This window comes from Polaromonas potterensis, from assembly GCF_033446725.1.
Lineage (GTDB): Bacteria > Pseudomonadota > Gammaproteobacteria > Burkholderiales > Burkholderiaceae_C > Polaromonas.
The window spans coordinates 149,785-167,108 of record NZ_JAWQLX010000008.1 but is presented as its reverse complement, the minus strand read 5'-3'; the positions used below and the strand labels follow the sequence as shown (position 1 = coordinate 167,108).

The 17,324-nt window shown below is 55.6% G+C and carries 16 protein-coding genes; all 16 read right to left on the bottom strand.

What is annotated here, in order from left to right; translation table 11 throughout:
• Positions 1 to 6: 6 nt before the first annotated feature.
• Positions 7 to 195, bottom strand: coding sequence for a hypothetical protein (locus R6254_RS15530; protein WP_318408122.1), 189 nt, complete (start codon positions 193 to 195; stop codon positions 7 to 9).
• A gap of 271 nt (positions 196 to 466) precedes the next feature.
• Positions 467 to 1,267, bottom strand: coding sequence for a DUF5672 family protein (locus R6254_RS15525; RefSeq protein WP_318408121.1), 801 nt, complete (start codon positions 1,265 to 1,267; stop codon positions 467 to 469).
• Positions 1,264 to 1,905, bottom strand: coding sequence for a LicD family protein (locus R6254_RS15520; RefSeq protein ID WP_318408119.1), 642 nt, complete (start codon positions 1,903 to 1,905; stop codon positions 1,264 to 1,266). Before R6254_RS15520 ends, R6254_RS15525 begins: the two co-directional genes overlap by 4 nt.
• A 9-nt stretch (positions 1,906 to 1,914) precedes the next feature.
• The gene (locus R6254_RS15515; protein ID WP_318408117.1) at positions 1,915 to 3,447 is read right to left on the bottom strand and encodes a hypothetical protein; all 1,533 of its coding nucleotides are present in this window, start codon (positions 3,445 to 3,447) and stop codon (positions 1,915 to 1,917) included.
• A 58-nt stretch (positions 3,448 to 3,505) separates the two neighbouring features.
• On the bottom strand, positions 3,506 to 5,317 hold the full coding sequence (locus R6254_RS15510) for an aminotransferase class I/II-fold pyridoxal phosphate-dependent enzyme (RefSeq protein WP_318408116.1): 1,812 nt from the start codon (positions 5,315 to 5,317) through the stop codon (positions 3,506 to 3,508).
• A gap of 102 nt (positions 5,318 to 5,419) precedes the next feature.
• Positions 5,420 to 6,256 carry a class I SAM-dependent methyltransferase gene (locus tag R6254_RS15505; RefSeq protein WP_318408114.1) on the bottom strand — a complete coding sequence of 279 codons (837 nt, stop codon included), beginning with the start codon at positions 6,254 to 6,256 and terminating at the stop codon, positions 5,420 to 5,422.
• A 91-nt stretch (positions 6,257 to 6,347) separates the two neighbouring features.
• On the bottom strand, positions 6,348 to 7,391 hold the full coding sequence (gene pseI / locus R6254_RS15500) for a pseudaminic acid synthase (protein WP_318408113.1): 1,044 nt from the start codon (positions 7,389 to 7,391) through the stop codon (positions 6,348 to 6,350).
• Positions 7,391 to 8,974, bottom strand: a complete 1,584-nt coding sequence (gene pseG / locus R6254_RS15495; protein WP_318408112.1) for a UDP-2,4-diacetamido-2,4,6-trideoxy-beta-L-altropyranose hydrolase — start codon at positions 8,972 to 8,974, stop codon at positions 7,391 to 7,393. Before pseG ends, pseI begins: the two co-directional genes overlap by 1 nt.
• 16 nt (positions 8,975 to 8,990) lie before the next feature.
• Positions 8,991 to 11,018: an aminotransferase class III-fold pyridoxal phosphate-dependent enzyme gene (locus R6254_RS15490; protein WP_318408111.1), complete on the bottom strand. Its 2,028-nt coding sequence runs from the start codon at positions 11,016 to 11,018 to the stop codon at positions 8,991 to 8,993.
• Positions 11,019 to 11,069: 51 nt separating this feature from the next.
• Positions 11,070 to 11,609, bottom strand: a complete 540-nt coding sequence (locus R6254_RS15485; protein WP_318408110.1) for a GNAT family N-acetyltransferase — start codon at positions 11,607 to 11,609, stop codon at positions 11,070 to 11,072.
• A 1-nt stretch (position 11,610) separates the two neighbouring features.
• Positions 11,611 to 12,405 (bottom strand): imidazole glycerol phosphate synthase subunit HisF, encoded by a 795-nt coding sequence (gene hisF / locus R6254_RS15480; RefSeq protein ID WP_318408108.1) that lies wholly within the window; start codon positions 12,403 to 12,405, stop codon positions 11,611 to 11,613.
• 3 nt (positions 12,406 to 12,408) lie between these two features.
• Positions 12,409 to 13,035, bottom strand: a complete 627-nt coding sequence (gene hisH, locus R6254_RS15475; RefSeq protein WP_318408107.1) for an imidazole glycerol phosphate synthase subunit HisH — start codon at positions 13,033 to 13,035, stop codon at positions 12,409 to 12,411.
• Positions 13,036 to 13,065: 30 nt separating this feature from the next.
• A complete protein-coding gene (locus R6254_RS15470) occupies positions 13,066 to 14,256 on the bottom strand; it encodes an N-acetyl sugar amidotransferase (RefSeq protein ID WP_318408105.1) in 1,191 nt (396 codons plus the stop codon).
• A complete protein-coding gene (locus tag R6254_RS15465; RefSeq protein WP_318408103.1) occupies positions 14,253 to 15,125 on the bottom strand; it encodes an aldo/keto reductase in 873 nt (290 codons plus the stop codon). Before R6254_RS15465 ends, R6254_RS15470 begins: the two co-directional genes overlap by 4 nt.
• A complete protein-coding gene (gene pseC, locus R6254_RS15460) occupies positions 15,118 to 16,320 on the bottom strand; it encodes a UDP-4-amino-4,6-dideoxy-N-acetyl-beta-L-altrosamine transaminase (protein ID WP_318408102.1) in 1,203 nt (400 codons plus the stop codon). The genes R6254_RS15465 and pseC overlap by 8 nt, the downstream gene beginning before the upstream one ends.
• Positions 16,317 to 17,315, bottom strand: coding sequence for a UDP-N-acetylglucosamine 4,6-dehydratase (inverting) (gene pseB / locus R6254_RS15455; RefSeq protein WP_318408101.1), 999 nt, complete (start codon positions 17,313 to 17,315; stop codon positions 16,317 to 16,319). Before pseB ends, pseC begins: the two co-directional genes overlap by 4 nt.
• Between the last annotated feature and the right edge of the window lie 9 nt (positions 17,316 to 17,324).

Sequence of the window (17,324 nt, the reverse complement as noted above, 5' to 3'; positions counted from 1 at the left end):
CCAGCTTCAAATGATGGGCCGACGACCAAAAGTCAAAGCGACAATCCGCTTGATCGCCTTGTCCACTGTGCAATACCCGGTCGTCGGCTCGATTTCATCAAGCTGGGTTCGCATCTGTATCGCCTGCGTCGTGAGGCCCCAGATGAAAATGAACTGCTCCGCATTTCCCGCGCGCTCAACAGAAGGAATGGTCACCTTCTCGGCGACCGGCGTGGTCCTCTTCAGCGCAGTCTGGCACAGGGTGAGCGCCTGAATCTACTGGAAACGTCCAGCTTTATCCGACTGCACCACCATCCCCAGGACGCAGATGGCCGTCACGACGAACACCGTTGCCCCCAAAAACCCATCGTTCTTTTTTTCACGTTCATTGAACCCTCCTAAGACTGCGCAGAACAAGCAGCGCCAAAGCAAACATGCGGAAGTTTCAACGCAGCGTTCACCGAACAACCAACTATGCCGCCGGCATTCAGGCAATGTCCATCTTGAAAGAGCCAAGCAACTCAGACATCGACGCGTCAATCAGATCCGGCTCAAGCTCCCGCATCTGGGCCAGAAGCGGCCTCATCAGCTTTGCATAAAATGCCTGATGGTACTTAGGTAGGCCATGGCAGCCGAAGGGCACATTCTGGCCCGTCATCTCGTAGAGGATGTCAGGATGGGACTCGAACGAAAACCGGGCTGCGGTTTCAAGCGGGCAGCTGCGAAAAACCCGACTACGCAGCCCCCAGTATCCAAAAAACGCATCTTCATTGACGGCCCAACCCGCGGCAGACCGGCTTTCAGTGGTGAGCAGCGCGATGGTGGGCGCCAACCGCCTCAAAGAGAGTCCACCGTTGCCAACACTCACCTGTGTCCCGAATAATTTGAGCAAATAGCCCTTATTTATCTGAGGATGGACCCATTGGCCGGGCACCCAAGGCGCTCCAAAATAGTCAAACGGCATGGCGCAAAAAGATTCAAGGTCGCCATGAAAAAGGAAAGCATCTAACTGATGTATGAGCATCCACTCATACCTGGTCGCAAAAGACTCGTAAAACCGAGGGTCAAGCATCAGCTTGTTGTAGGTTTTTACACTGGCAAAGTAAGCCGGGTCAAAGTTCTTGACCTGGAGTTCAGGCCACAGGCTCAAATAAGCATCCAGACATAAACCCTGAGGCGCAGCCAGGTAGACGTCAGCACGAAAAAAATGCCTCAGGCGCAGTAGGCAGAGCTGCTCAAGGGGAGACAGCCACGTGCGGTACACGGGCACAACGATTGCGTAGCTCACGTAATGATGTCCTTAACATCAAGCCGCCAGTCACCCTTCACCTGCTTGGGAATGGTCCAGTCGTCACCATAGTGCTCCTTGAGCCACTGCTTGATGTTTGCATGAGTGGGGTAGCGTTTTCCGCGAAAGGTCACATAGTCGTGCGAATCGCAATAGTGGTCATGCTGCCTGCGTCCCATTTTGAGTTCGGGCACGAACTGGTAGCCATAACCGTCGCCCTTCTTGTGCCAGAAACATATATCGAAAATGACATGCTCGGCCGAGTAAAAAATCAGCTGTTGGATGACTCCGCGATAGTACAGCTCACGCCCCACCGAGAATCCACGGGCCAAAAAAGCGGCTTTGACAGGCTGCACATCCACTGTCCCGAGGACGCAAACGTCGATGTCGTTGTCGTGCGGAATCAGGCGGTCGTCCCTCACGATCCCGAGAATGCTCCCATCGCAGAGAAAATAGCCGATGCCCAGGGATTCGAGCAAATTGCAGCCCATCTCGAGCGTCTTCTCGGCATGCTCGTTCAGAGGATCTGAGACCTCGAAAGGAAACGAGTAGAAGTCGTTGAAGCCGCGGTATCGCAGCACCAATCGTGACCAAACCGAGTGCACGGAGCGTTTAAGCCGGCGAAGTAGGGAAATCATGTGCGTGCTTCAGTATTCTTGGGGAGATGAGCGCAACGCGCTAAACCCGGGGGCCCCAACCACGGCGATGTACTTCCGGAGTTCGATCGCGATCAATTCTTCATATTCTTCCGCGTGCGCGTCAATCTTGGCGAAGTAGGCATCCCCATGCTGGAGCTCGCGGCTTTCAGCGTGCGACAGATTGAGGAATGCGTGCATGGGAACCCGCGACAGTCTGTGGATGAACATGAACGTGGCTTTGGCCTTCTTGAATGCCTCATCATCCAGCTTAGGCAGAGTGTCAAGATTTTTCAACACGTCAAAGTACCCAGCCCGGGTTTGCGGGTAGATCGCAAAGCCGGCTTCCACATAGGGATTGTCACCCGCCGTGATCGTCGGGATTCTCGCCAACGCACCGAACTCGAAGCCCGCCGAACCCAGGCAAGTAATGGTCGCATCGCCGACGTGACCGATGCTTCGAGAGTCAAAATCTACGCCTTGGGGCATAAAAATCAGGTTGCCTGAGGTGTACTTGCGAACCAAGGCATCCCAGTCAACATCCACAACCGGATAAAAATGAGCGGACGGGTGCTGCTTGAAAATCCAGTTGACGTTCTTGTGCCTGGACGCGAACTCAAGTGTTTCAAGAAACCAGTCGAGAAAGTCGGCGAACAGCATTCCATTGAAATGCGAATGCGGGTAGTCCGTAAAGGCATGCAGCATGACAAAAATGTTTTTCTTCGCTGCATCAAGACAGAAGGTGGACGCGAATGCCTGGCGATCGGAAAACAGTTTGTTGGCAAAGGCCAGTTTGGAATCGGCGTTGTACGAGCCTTTGAACAATTCTTGCTGGATGGACTCAAATATTCCGTCGAACTCCTGCTGGGGAAGGTTCAGCAAAGGTTCAAGATCCGCCACGGTTGTCCGATATTCGTACGACTTTCTTGTTTGGGAGACGATCATGGTTCCGTACTCCCCCCCCCCAAATGAGTACATCGGTATGGATTGCTGTTGACACAGAACCGCCAGCGGTGCGGAGTTGAGTCCGACCCGGTGAGAAAGAAGCACCGCAGCCGGCTTGATCTTCTCGAGCAGCCTGCGATCACGCTCAACCGCCCTCAAGGTGATGTAGATGTATTTGACGAGGCGGCCATCGAGATAATCGACGGTTCCTTTTTGGGAGCCCGCAAGGTACTGGTCATAAACAATGTCGCCCACCAACTCCCCTCGCCAATGAAGACTGACCAGGTCTCTGCGAAAAAACTGATAAAGCCAAAGTGCGGCCGAGATCACGAACAGCCACAGACGCGAACCGGCCGACAGCTTCACGTCTTCAACAATCTGATATTTCTCGAAGTAGCGCGGCAAGACCTCTTTCAGGGTCGACGCCTGCCCAATCCGATTGATAAAAACGGGAAGCAACTGCTTGGCACAAGAGATGATGTGCGTATAGACACACAGTTCATGGAGAGAAACATTGCTTTGGGTCGATTCAACGAGCAAAACGCCTTTGACGTCTTCTGAAGAGGACGCCATGATCGATTTACGCCAGATACTGATCATTGGCAACTCACTCTCACGAGGCCCATACACACGTTGCGAATATGTTCTTCTTCGTAAATCACGCAATACCTTCAACTAAATATTCCCGAATCGCATCCGTCACCCGGAGATTCTGTTCTCGCATGCGTACGGCAATGCGATAGTAGGTCCCGCTCAAGCCCGCTCTGCCCACGATCTTCTTAACAAGCAGCCCCTTTTTATAGCAGTACTCCTCAAAGCCGCGATTCGGTTTTTCCGGTAGCTGGAAAAAAACGAAATTTCCCTGCGATGCGAAATAACGAACATCCATTTCTTCCAGCTGCGACTCAAAATACTCCCGCTCCCGCCGAAGGCTTGCCAACGCGCGCTGGTATTCCTTTTTGTATCTGGGCAGCAGGTCCAGGAAGACCTCAGCACTTGAAGAAACGTTCCATATAGGCAGCCTGCTACGAACCTTCTCGATCAACTGCAGATCTGCCGAGACTAGTACGCCCAAACGCACACCGGGGACACCGAAGCTTTTTCCAAAGCTTTTGATGATTAGAAGGTTTTTGTGCTCATTGACGATGGCCTCGGTGAGCAGCGTCGCATTAACGCTGGAGAAATCAACGAACGACTCATCAACGATCAACTTGCGGCCTTGTTTGGCGAGCTTCGGCAGCACTTCAAGAAGTTTTCCCGATTTGCAAAGCTCTCCCGTCGGATTGTTAGGATTCACCAGAATAATGTCAGCGGCAGATTCGTTGACCATGCCATCAAGCGCAGTTTCCAGGCTGGTGGCCGGAAACTCGCGCTCATAGACTGACAGCCGTCCACCGATGAGGCGCTGATACTCCAGAAAGAAGGGCGGAGCAATGATGAATTGACGATCTTTCAGCTCATCAAAAAGGGCAAGCATGATCTCGGATGCGCCATTGCCAACGACAATTTGCTCCGATTCACAGGGCAAAGACTTCGCGACAATTCGCGAAATGACCGAAAGTTTTGAGGGGTATTCGCGAAGGGCACCGCCAAGCTCGTTGCACAACTCGTTCATCATCCCTTGCGTAGGGAAGAACGGGTTCACCAACAGGGTCAAGTCGTCGACAAACCTGTATTTCCAAAATCCTCCAAAACGCTGGACCAAATTCCGGGCAGCATCGCCGGATGACGTCGCAATGAGTTCGGCTCTTGACAGATCTTCTTCGTCGTCAATCTCCGCCCAGTGCCTTTCGTCAATGACGTAGGACACGAACAAGCCCGGCGTGACCGGAGCAATGACCTTGAGCACATCCTCGTAGTAAGCATTTTTTCCAAATGCATCAACATATGCGTTGATGAAATGCGAGTAGATATCTCGCAGAAATTTGCCTGAGAACTTGTACCAGTTGACTGTTTTGAACAACTGATCGATGGGGTAAAGATGTACGTCGGCTTTTGCCACAAACCCGCTTATTTCCTGCTTGTCTGCCCCGACAGTGACACAGGTGCCATCCATCCAATAACGAAATGGGCTAACCAGCACGATGTTTTCCCGTGTATCCCGCAGGAAGTCGACGGCAACCGAACGCTCAATCCACAGGTCACTCTCAACCAACACAACTTCTTCGTAATCTCCCAGGACGGGAATCGCGAGTTTTAAAGAGTAGATGTTGTTGGTCGACGCAAAAATAGGGTTCTCGATGAAGCGGATGTCCAGGTCAGGGAAAACCTGTTTCACGTGCTGCACCAAATCCTCGCCGCGGTAGCCCACGACAATGAAAATTGTCTCCACACCGCCGGCTTGCAGGGACCGGATGGTGTAGTCGATCAATTTATCGCCGTTGACCTCGACCATGCATTTGGTCCGGTCTTGGGTATATTTTTTCAGCCGGGATCCTGTCCCCGCCGCGAGTATGCATGCGCACTTCATAAATTAATCCTAAGTAACCGATATATTCACGTAGCTGCGGACGCCAGAATTCGAAAACGCCTGACGCACGCTGAATTTATTTGAGCGCCTCAATGAGACTTCTCATTTCTTTCCAAGCAACAAGAAAGAGGGCCGGTACTTGCGATAAAGCACCGGCTTGCTTTTGAACAATTGGTATTCGAAGCGAAATTTTTCAAATTCATTTTCCGCGAACTGCTGGATCATTTCGGGGCTAGCCCAGTACCCGGGGAATGTGGGAACCTCAATTTGCTTTCCACCCAGCAGTTCGCCGGCGGTCAAGGGAAGGGGCTGGGCTTTCGGCTGATAGCCGATGAGTTTCTTGACGAGATTTTTGATTGGCGTCAAAGCCGTCTGCCGAGGTATTCCCCGCATTTGATCGTAGTACCAATCGATCGGCGTATCAATCAGGTACAAGGCTCCACCTCGCCTGAGCAATCTGCCACACAAGGTCAGAAATTTTTCGAAATACTCGGTGGACGGAAAATATTGAATAACGCTGTGTAGATATATCAGATCATAAGTGCCTGACTCTCCAGGGCCGGCTGCCGAAGCTGCAACGAACTCATCGAGGTCACCCGTGAAAAACTCTGCGCTTGGCACATTGCTGCTTGCATGGCGAATCTGCTCTTGCGAAAAATCAATGCCAAAAAGCTCAAGTTCGGGCCGCAGCGCCTTAAGCACTTGTAGGATTTTCCCCGTACCACAGCCTATCTCCAGTACACGGCGCGGGCTGGTTACATCTTCGAGCATGGCATCAAGTCCTCCGAGTACATAGACGCCGACCTCCTGATAAAGCGTTTCAGGCAAGGGATTTCCACTGCCGTCCACCCAATGGTCTTTGCAATTGTCAGGGGCATTTTTCCCGACGATGTCCCAATACTCTTTGGCCTTGTTAGGGCTTTCAGCAGTAACGCTCATTCGAAACTCCAGACTTGTGAACACCTAACTTCCTGCATCACCGCAACTTGTTGATAGGCTGGGGTCTGCGACCACAGCAGCTTCACGCTGATCACCCGAGCAAATCCCAGCTCATGGGGGCGCCTTTTTTGATGTCCTGATTCACTTTTCGCCCCAGCAACAACTCATAGTATTTGGGAGGAAGCCCCAAGCCAGGGCGAACGCAGCGAAGATTCTCGCGCGTCAGCATATCGCCAGACTTCAGATCTTCTGAAATATAGATAGAGCGCCTGAAAACCAGTGATTTCTTTTCCGCTTCGCTGGGGCCGTAGGTGATACGCCCCAACGACTGCCAAGCACGCTCGGTCTCAATCATCAGCGACTGCAGCTCCGCAGGCTCCAGAGAGAAGCTGCTATCGACGCCGCCGTCGCTGCGCCTGAGGGTGAAATGCTTTTCGATCACCGTGGCGCCATGGGCCACTGCCGCGACCGATGCGCCTATGCCCATGGTGTGGTCAGAAAGGCCAACTTCGCATCCGAACATTGCGCGCAGATGAGGAATGGTCAGCACATTGCTGTTTTCTGGCGTAGAGGGATAAGTACTGGTGCACTTCAGCAACACCAGGTCGCGGCAACCCGCCTGACGCGCAGCTCGCACCGCCTCGTCGATCTCGGCGAGCGTCGCCATGCCCGTGGAGATAATCATCGGCTTTCCGGTAGCCGCTACCTTGCGGATCAGCGGAAGATGAATGTTCTCGAAGGAGGCAATCTTGTAGGCGGGAGCATCCAGGCTCTCGAGAAAATCGACGGCGCTTTCATCAAACGGCGTGCTGAAGCAGAGCATGCCCAACTCTTTGGCGCGCTGCATGATGGGTGCGTGCCACTCCCAGGGGGTGTAGGCGAGCTTGTACAGGTCGTGCAGGCTCTTGCCCTTCCATAAACTCAACTCATCATTGATGAAGAACTCCCCTTCATTGATCGCCAGCGTCATGGTGTCGGCGGTGTAGGTCTGCAGCTTTAGCGCATGGGCGCCGGCCTTGCCCGCTGCCTCGACAATCTCAAGCGCGCGGTCAAGCGACTGGTTGTGGTTGCCGGACATCTCGGCGATCACAAATGGCGCTGCGTCCCCGCCAATTTTTTGGTGGCCTATTTGCATCATGGTCCTTCGTGTATGGATTGGGCTGGCCGGACTTGCACCAGCCGTTTCATCGTTGTAATTTTGAGTCGCACGTCAATCGAGGCGTCAAATCCCAGTGATTCAAATATCTTCAGCGAGGCACGATTGTCGTCTTTCACGCGGCCGATGATCGAGGCATCTCCGACTTCGCCAGTAAACGTGGCTAGCGCCTGTTCAAGCATCTGGCGCCCGAGTCCCAGGCCGCGAAAATCCGGCGACAAGGCGTAGTGCACTTCCCAGGCGCCCTCAAACCGCTCGAACCGGATCTGGCCTGCTGGCACACCCTCGGCGGTTTCGGCAATATAGATCCGGCAGCCGGCGGTATTTTTCAACCGGCGCTCAAACCATTGGCGATGCGTTGCCGCGTCGATCTGGCCCGGCATCAGTGCGTTGCGCCGGGTTGCCGGGTCATTTGCCCATTCAAGTAGCATGTCTTCATCCGCCGAAATGGCGGGACGACTGCGCAGAGCAACAGCCCCCGTCGAACTCAGCGCCGCACAAACGCGCTGCACGCCGCGACCGTCCACCACCGAGAGGCATTGCTGCGACCAATGCTCGTTCAGACCATCGCCAACGATTTCAGCGAGTTTCGATGCGATCGTGGCCTCATCGACATCCTGATGACATCCGAGCGAGCAAGCCAAGCCTCGCTTGCCCAGCTCCGCCGCAATAGGAACCTGGTTGTCTGCGATCGCAACCACGATGGAGGGCAGGCCGAGGCAGAGCCGCTCCCAGCTTGTCGACCCACCGGCACCTATCCCGAGGCTGGCCGCTTCGATCAGCGGCGCAAGTGTTGGCAGCCGGTCATGCAAATGAATATTGGGGTGGTTCGCGGCCTGTTGGCGAATTGCTTCGGCATGGATGCCATTTCCCACCACCAGGTCAACGTCGATATCATTTCGCCCCAGACGCAAGAAGGCGCCGAGGCTGCGTCCCGCCAAGTTGTCCAGGTCCGCACCGCCGAAATAGATCAGGATGCGCCGCACAGCCCCTTTTTTGACACTGGCGCGCTGATGCCGTTCGGCGTAGCCGGACTGCAGCAGCGCGTAACGCGGACCCAATAGCTGCAGGCAGGAGGCTGGCAACCTGGCGTCGTAACGAACCTCCATCTTTGCCACAAGGTTCTGGTCGAGCAGTACATCGCAATCGTGCTGCCGGTCAGCGAGGTCGTCAATCACCATGATGCGGCCAACAGCCGGCCTCAGGCGTCCTTCCCAGCGCTGGTCAATTCCATAGTGATCGACGACAAGCCAGTCCGGCTTCCCCCCCATGGTCTCGACAACGGCCAGGGTTTGGGCCGCATCCCTGGCACTTGTGGCACCTAGCCAGCCGGCGTGGGCGAGAGACGCTTCACCGGCGGCGTCCAGCCCGTCGCAACCATCGAGCAGGTGCACCGCGAACCCCATTTCAAGGATCAAGGCGCCAAGATGGCCGGCGTGCTCGCGGCACACGAACGACACGACTGCTCCGCGCTCGCGCAGCGCTTTTGCCAGCGTCAGGCAGCGCATTACGTGCCCCGTGCCGACTATCAACGAAGCGTCTGTGCGAAAGACAATGTTCATGTGCGATGCAACGGCCTCAATTCAGCCGTTTGAAACCAGCGTGGCAAACTGGGCCCTTGAGCAATGCGTGAATGTCGCGGCCATCCTCGCATTCACGTATCACACCAAAAATAGGCGCCAATGCGTCGAAGTAGCCGTCAATGACTTCAGGCGTGTGCTCCGTGCAGGCGTAAACACTGTTGCTGGCCAGATAACCTTTAGCCAGCATCTCCTGCGTGATGAAGGTCTTGTAGGCCAGCGAGTTGGCGCCGGCAATTGTGAAGCCTGCGAGCGCCGGCATGCCCCACTGCTCCAGTTGCAGACCGTGCTGAACGGCCAACTGGGCCCAATGCTGTTTGATGGTGTTGCCCACGGCAGTAATTACGTCCCATGACTTCTCGCGCTCCATCACCTCCAGTGTTTTCAGTGCGGCGGCCGGTCCGATCCGCTCGGTCCAGAAGGTGCTGCTGATGAAGGTCCCTTGCGCGGCTTCCATGATCTCTCGGCGCCCGATAGTCCCGGTGATGGCATAACCATTGCCGAGCGCCTTGCCGAACATCGCCATATCAGGCTCGACACCGTACAACGCGTGCAGGCCACCAAAGGTCTGTCGAAAACCGGAAGTACATTCGTCAAAAATCAGCACAATGCCGTTGTCGGTCGCGAGCTTGCGCACTTTCTCAAGAAACCCGTCCTCCGGGCCCATATTGCGCGAAACTTCCATTTTGATCACGCCAATTTCGTGGTTCTTGACAAGCGCTTCCAGTTCCGGAAAGTTGTTGTACCGGAAGGGCAACACGCTGCCTCTGAGATGCTGCGGCACGCCCTTGGGCTCCAGGCCGGGCAGCAAATGCCCCGCGAGGTTCTGTTCGTCTCCCAGATTGGCGGCCAGGTACCAGTCGTGCCACCCGTGATAGCCACAAATGGCGACCTTGTCGCGCCCCGAAGCGGCGCGCGCAATGCGGATCGCCACAGCATTGGCTTCGCCGCCGCTACGCGCCAGGCGAACCATGTCGGCCCAGGGATGCAGTTCGACCAGGCGCTCAGCCAGATAGACCTCCTCGGGGCAGTTGAAAGTGGACATGTTTCCCGACGTGACCGTCTGGTGCACCGCCTCATCCACTTCCGGGTGCCCGTAGCCGAGCGTGTTGGTGCCTATGCCCATGATGGACATGTCGATGTACTCTTTGCCGTCCAGGTCCCACACTTTGCAGCCTTTGGCCTTGCTGAAGTAGGCGGGCCACTGGTCGGGAAGGAACATTTCCGCCCGCTTGGAAAGCAGCATGTTTCCGCCAGGTATGACTTGTTTGGCGCGTTTCCAGAGTTTCTGTCCGGTACCCATAATCGATCCTTCGTTGCGAAGCAGGTTCTTGTTGATATGAAAAATGTCAGGCTGACTGCGCTGCAATTGCAATACTTGCTTCCAGCCGAAATGAATATCGGGCGAAAAATGGGTGAACACTTTGGTCATCACCTCATAGTCCGCCGACTCGTCTACGGTCCAGCGCAGGCCCGACAGGTCGTCATCGTGTTGCAGGCCGGCTTGCTTGAACTGGCTATTGGCCCGCAGGTAGGGCGTGACATGCTCCCGGTCAAAGGGCAGCGCCGTTTCGCGTGCCGCTTTTTCAAGCGCTTGCGCAGTAAAGACCTCGATATCCAAACCATCCGGAAAGGTCGGCGGAGACACGTTGCTCAAATAGTCTGCTTTTGACGCTTTGAACAAACCAATGGCCTCATCGACCAATGCCGGATCAACCAGCGGGCAATCACCAGTGATGCGCACCACCACGTCCGCTTTCGCAAGCCGCGCGGCCTGAACGTAGCGGTCAAGCACGTCATCCTCGCTGCCGCGGTAGCACCTGAATCCCAGCGCATCCACATGGTCAACCAAGGGCTGGTTGCACGCATCCACCGAAGTCGCGACCATTACCTCATCGACTTCCCCGGCTCGCGCCAAGCGGGCCAACAATACTTCAATCATGGGAACGCCGTCAATCGGTTTCATGACCTTGTTAGGTAAGCGGGTCGACCCCATGCGCGCCTGCACAATGGCCACGGTTTTCATGCGCGCCCTCGAAGCTTGCATCGAATCAGTATTTTTAACATGAGATCATCATCATTTAAAAAACCGCCCCATCAACACCAAGTCTTCCGCTTTACCATCAAGCAGGAACTGCGCTGGTCGCACGCCTTCGACGAGGAAACCGGCCTTTTCGAATGCCTTCCGACTGCCAACGTTGGAGGCATAACAGCCGGCAGTCAGCTTACGCAGCTTGAGATGCGTTGCGGCAATCGCAGAGACCGCCTCGATCGCCGCGGTGGCGATGCCTTTGCCCCAGGCTGTCTTGTCACCGATCAGAATGCCGATGTCACCGGTTTCATGGTGCGGGTCTATGGGGCCGAGCTTGATGTTACCCACGTGCCGACGCAATTGGTGGCTTGTGATGCCCAGAAAAAGATTGCCGCTCGACGCCAGCACCGAAGCAACGAAGGCTCGCGTCGACTCCACGGTATGGGGCGTAAATCGGCTTTCAAGGTATTGGTTGATTTCAGGGGTGTTGAGCCAGGAAACATAGCTGTCCGTGACATGCTCTGGCGTCAGCACGAACAAGCTGCCGACTTCCCCCATCGAAATATGCGGCAAATCAATGTACATGTCAGGTTCCGATCCGGATGGGAATGCCAGCGCTTCTCACGTGGGCGCGCGCCTGCATGGGGTTTTGGTCCCTGAAACAAAAGAAGGTGCCAGCCGCGACGGCCTCGGCGCCTCCCGCCAGGAACCCGTCAATGAAATGCTGCGCCACGCCACAGCCACCCGAAAGAATCACGGGTACATCCACGGCGTCGGCAACATCTCTTCCGAGCGCAACATTCAGCCCACCGCCCTGCCCGTCCCGGTCAGCGTCGGTTAGCAAAATCTCTCCGGCGCCCGCCGCGGCCGCCTGCCGGGCCCAAGCCACCACATCCAGGCCGGTGTTGACCGAAGCTTTATGAGTGAACACGACGCTTTTCTGAAGAACGGCATCGTAGCGAAAATCAATCGATACAACTACGCATTGGGCCCCAAAGCGTTCGGCGGCCCGGGTGATCAGCGCGGGATTCGATACCGCAGCGGCGTTGATCGAAACCTTGTCGGCACCACGTTCCAGCAGCAACGAAAAATCGTCCGGGGTCTGAACGCCCCCACCAACCACAATAGGCATGAATGTTTCGGATGCCAATTTTTCGATCACCCCCAAAAGCGCGAAATCCTCGCCAATGGGCAGGCTGTCGATATTGAGCACGATCAATTCGTCGGCCAATTGGGCTTCATATACCTTGGCCTGGGAGACCGGGTCTCCCACCTCGAAAATCTGATCGAAATTACGAGTCGTCACCAGGATGGGCCGCACCAGTCGACCATAGGATTTATTCTTGATCAGTAGCTTGGGAACAATTCTTTTCTTGAGCATCGTCTACATCGCCAGAAATGATTTGAGCAGGCGCATTCCCGCTGCCTGGCTTTTTTCCGGGTGAAATTGCGTGGCGACCAAGTTGCCCCGCTTGATCAGTGCGCTGAAATGCTGGCCGTGGTGCGTCGAGCCAATCTCGCGTCCCAGCCTGGGCGCGTGGTAAGCGAAGGAGTGGTCAAAGTAGAAGTCCACCGACTCGCCCTCCTTGAATAAACCAAAGGACTCTTTAAAGAGCACCTCGTTCCACCCCACATGCGGCACGTGAATCGCGGGTTGCCCGGCTGGCTTTTCCAGCTTTTGCACAGTGCCCCCAATCCACCCCAGGCCGGCGTGAGAGCCGATCTCTTGGCTATGGTCGGCCATCAGTTGCATGCCCACACAAATACCTAAAAGAGGTTTTTCATCGCGTAGCGCCCATTCTTCGATTCCCTCCAGCAAGCCGCTTGCCCGCAACCGGCCCGCGCAGAACCCGAAAGCGCCTACGCCGGGCAAAACGAGGTGGGAGCAGCCGTCAAGGTCTTGAGGGCGGCGTACCAGGATGGACGCCACATCAGCGGCCTCGACCGCGTTCACCACCGAACGGATATTGCCGGACTGGTAGTCGACGATGCCCACGACTTGCTTGTTCACCAAGCGTCCGTCCCGGCAGAGCCCACGCGTTCAAACATGGCGGGATTTCCAGCGGATCACCTGCGCCTCGGCATCCGCACGGTCCATGGCACCATCTTTGTTCCAGCGCTCAAAGTCCGCCATTCTCTGGCCGGGCAATGTCTTCTGGGGATCGTGGGCGTAAGGGGACACTTGGTGCGCCATGGCAATTTCCATGAACTCCTGCTCCGTCAAGCCGACAAACTCGAGAAATAGGTCCAGACTGGGCGGCCGGTGGCCTTCGTACTCGGCAATTAGTTTCTCACCGTCTTCCTTCTTGAGGCGCCCATGGCGAATGTCCAGGGCCACCAGATGCGAGGGCCGGGAATAGCCGCGCTTGATGTACTTGATGTAGTCGCGAACGCCCTGCATGTAGCACTCGATCTTTTCGTAACTGTACTCAGGCGGCACATTTTCGACTTGATCCCCCTTCCAGCCGAGATCGCGTTGGATGATTTCAGACTGCTTTTTGACATCCCACTGAATGTAGGATCCCAGACACACCGAGCGATAGCCCAAGCCGCGCAAGTCTTTGCCCGGAGGGTATTTGTAAGGTTTCAGGTCCCTGGGGTCCAGCGCACCTTCCAGCCGGATGAACATGTCGTCCGAGGTGATGCCTAGGTTGACATACCTGTTAAAGCGCTTTTCATCCACCTCTTCAGGCTGGCTGTAGTCATAGTAGGCCGTGTATTCAGCGGAAGGTTCGCCCCAAAAAATCAGGGGAACTTTCTTCTCAAGGGCGACCCACATCGGATACGAAAAAATCCCGGTATGGCAATGCCAGCAGAAATCACCTTTTTCCAGAAAACTCTGAAGCATCAGCTTCTGGACAACCTTCCAGTTAGGGGTAAAGGTATGCATGTCCACACCCAGCTTTCGCATGGTGCGCTTGACGTTGTCATCAAGATTGGGCCGCATGAACCCATGGTCGAAGCGGACCACCAACGGCTTGAGACCGTATTCCTTCACGAGGTAGTTCAGTGTCCAGGTGCTGTCTTTTCCGCCGCTAAAAGGAACGAGACAGTCGTAATCGTATTTACCGCGATACTCCTCAACCAGCGCGTCAAGGTCCTTCTTGCGCTGCCCCCAGTCGATACTGCCTTTTTTGAAGTCCTGCTGATTGCAGATGTTGCAGACACCCTGAGCGTCAAAGATGATCGTCTCGTGGGTTTCGGGAAGGTTGCATTTGGTACAACGTTTCATTGTAGTTTCCATTGAGTGGGATTAATTAGACGCAAGTCCGAAGACTCTAGAGAATTGGGGAAATCGATCAGATCTGCGGTGGGAGCGGAGAGAATTTCAGCCAGATGGCTCGCACCGTCCACGCCAACGATGACTCGGTCAATTTCGGGATGGGATAACGCAAACATCAAGCTTGCTTGCAGAGGACTCAATTGCTCCTCCGCCAGCCACTCATCCCATTTCGACCACAAATCCTGCCAACCGGCAAATTCTGCCGGCCGCTTTTCAGCCGGCTGCAACAACAGGCCTTGCAGAAACACCGAGCGCACGTGGACCTCCGTGCCGTCTTGATACATGCGTTCCAGCCAGCCGGAACTGGCCAGTCGGCGGTCAAACACATTGAAAGGCGACTGAACAAGATCGAGCCGAAATTTCGGCCACAACGCGTCCAGTTCATCAGGCCCATAGACGGACACGCCGATCTTATCCACCAGCCCCTCTTGTTGCACATCGCGCAAAGCAGCATAGAGGGCCGCCCCGCGCGGATCAAGAAGTTGCTGCGAGCGATGCAGCAACAGGCCGTGCAGCTTGCCCACCCCGAGGCGCGAGAGCGAACCCATCAATGCAGCACGAACCCAGCCCTGAATGTCGGTGCAGGCGTCGGGCAATGACGGCAACTTGGACACCAGTTTCCACTCCTGCACGCCCAGGGATCCCAGCGTTTTCTCGCTGTCACCATAGGCTATCGCGGTGTCCAGGGTATCCATGCCAGCGGTGCGAGCCCGGCGCAAAACTTCGCCCGCTTCACCCGGATCGATTTGCCCGAGCTGATTGGCAATGCCATAGGCCATGCCAAACTGGGCCGTACCGAGAGCTACACGACTATGCATGGCCGAGAACATTCCTCACCGCAAGCACCACGTCATCCTGCTGCTCGAACGTAAGGGTCGGAAAAAGGGGCAGCGAGATCGCCTGGCTCCCGTGGGCTTCAGCTTCAGGAAATTGGCCCGCAGTAAAACCGAGGTCCTGGTAATAGGGCTGCAAATGCACCGGCATGTAGTGCAAATTGACGCCAACGCCTTTCGACCTGAGCTCATCAAAAATCTGCCGATGCGTCTTGGGCGTTTGCGCCGGCTGAATCCGCACCACATACAGGTGGAATGCGGAAATATTGTGATCCAGAATGGTGGGCAGGGTCAGCGGCAGATCGCCCAATTTCGCGTCATAGCGCTGCGCAAGCAGATTGCGGCGCGCCACATAGCTTTGCAGGCGCCCGAGTTGGCTGACGCCGAGAACGGCTTGGATGTCCGTCATGCGGTAGTTGTAGCCAAGCTCCTGCTGTTCGTAATACCAGGCCGCGGGACACACCAGCGCGGATGCCGATGCGTTTTCGGTGGTCGCTGATGCCCGGAATCGCTGCGCATCCCGGGTTATGCCATGACTTCGAAACAAGGCCATCCGTTCGGCCAGTGCGGCGTCGTTGGTGAGTGCCAGCCCCCCCTCACCCGTTGTGACGATCTTGACGGGGTGAAAACTGAAAATCGTGATGTCCGACCAGCGACAGCTGCCGACGGGCTCTGCACGATGCGACGCTCCAATCGCGTGCGAAGCATCTTCCAACACCTTGAAGCCAAACTCTTGTGCCAGCGCCCAAATCGCCTCCTGGTCAGTCGGCTGGCCGCTGAAGTGCACAGGCACAACGATCTTGGGCAATTGCTGGCGCGCTCTCGCGTCGATGAGCTTTTCGCGCAAGCAGGTAACGCTGATATTCCAGGTATCCGGATCAATGTCGACAAAATCCACCTCCGCGCCACAGTAGCGACCGCAATTGGCGGAGGCTACGAACGTGTTGGGCACCGTCCAGAGGCGATCCCCGGAACCCAGGCCGAGTGCCAGGCAGGCGATGTGCAAGGCCGAGGTGGCACTATTCACGGCGACCGCGTAACGCGCGCCTACATGCGTCGCGACAGCCTGCTCGAATCGCGGGATTGTGGGTCCCTGCGTGAGAAAGTCCGAACGCAGGACCTCAACCACGGCATCGATATCCGCCTGGGAAATGTCTTGCCGGCCGTAGGGAATCATCATTTGGCAGCGAGCTGATTGAAGGACAGTATCTCTTCGATGCTCAGGAAATGTGGGTTTTTCCCCGAATGGTACTCAGTGCCCTGCTCAACAACTTCTCCTCTTTCGCCAACTCCATTCACTGAAAAATCCGCGTACCTCGAGAATTGAATGGTGGGTTTGATGACGAAGTGATCGGAAAATTCAAGCGTGAGGTGTGAGTCGTCCGCAGGGCACATGATCTCGTGCAGCTTCTCGCCGGGACGAATTCCGATGATTTTGTGAGGAAGTTGCGGCGCCATGGCGGTCGCTAGGTCGGACACATTCACCGACGGAATTTTCGGCACGAAGATTTCCCCTCCGTGCATCCGCTCGAAATTCTTGAGGACGAAATCCACACCTTGCTGCAAGGTAATCCAGAAACGCGTCATCCTCGCATCAGTGATCGGAAGATGATCGGCACCGCTGTCGATCTGTTTCTGAAAGAAAGGGACAACCGATCCTCGCGAACCCACGACATTGCCGTAACGCACTGCAGAAAACCGCGTCTTGTGTCCGCCGGCCACGTTGTTGGCGGCGACAAACAGCTTATCGGAAACCAGCTTGGTCGCGCCGTAGAGATTGATCGGGCTGGCAGCCTTATCCGTCGACAGCGCAATGACTTTCTCCACGTCGTTTGCCAAAGCCGCGTAAATCACATTCTCCGCGCCATGGATATTTGTCTTGATGCACTCCATCGGGTTGTATTCGGCTGCCGGCACCTGTTTGAGCGCCGCAGCATGAATGACGTAATCAACGCCCTTCATAGCCTGTATCAGCCGCTCCCGGTCCCGTACATCACCGATGAAATACCGCATGCAGTCCTGATTGAAGTCCTGCTCCATTTCGAACTGTTTGAGCTCGTCGCGGGAATAAATGATCAACTTGTTCGGCTTGTAACGCTCAAGTATGGTTTTGACGTACTGTTTACCGAAGGAGCCGGTACCGCCCGTGATCAGGATGTTTTTATTGGTGAACATGTTTTTTTA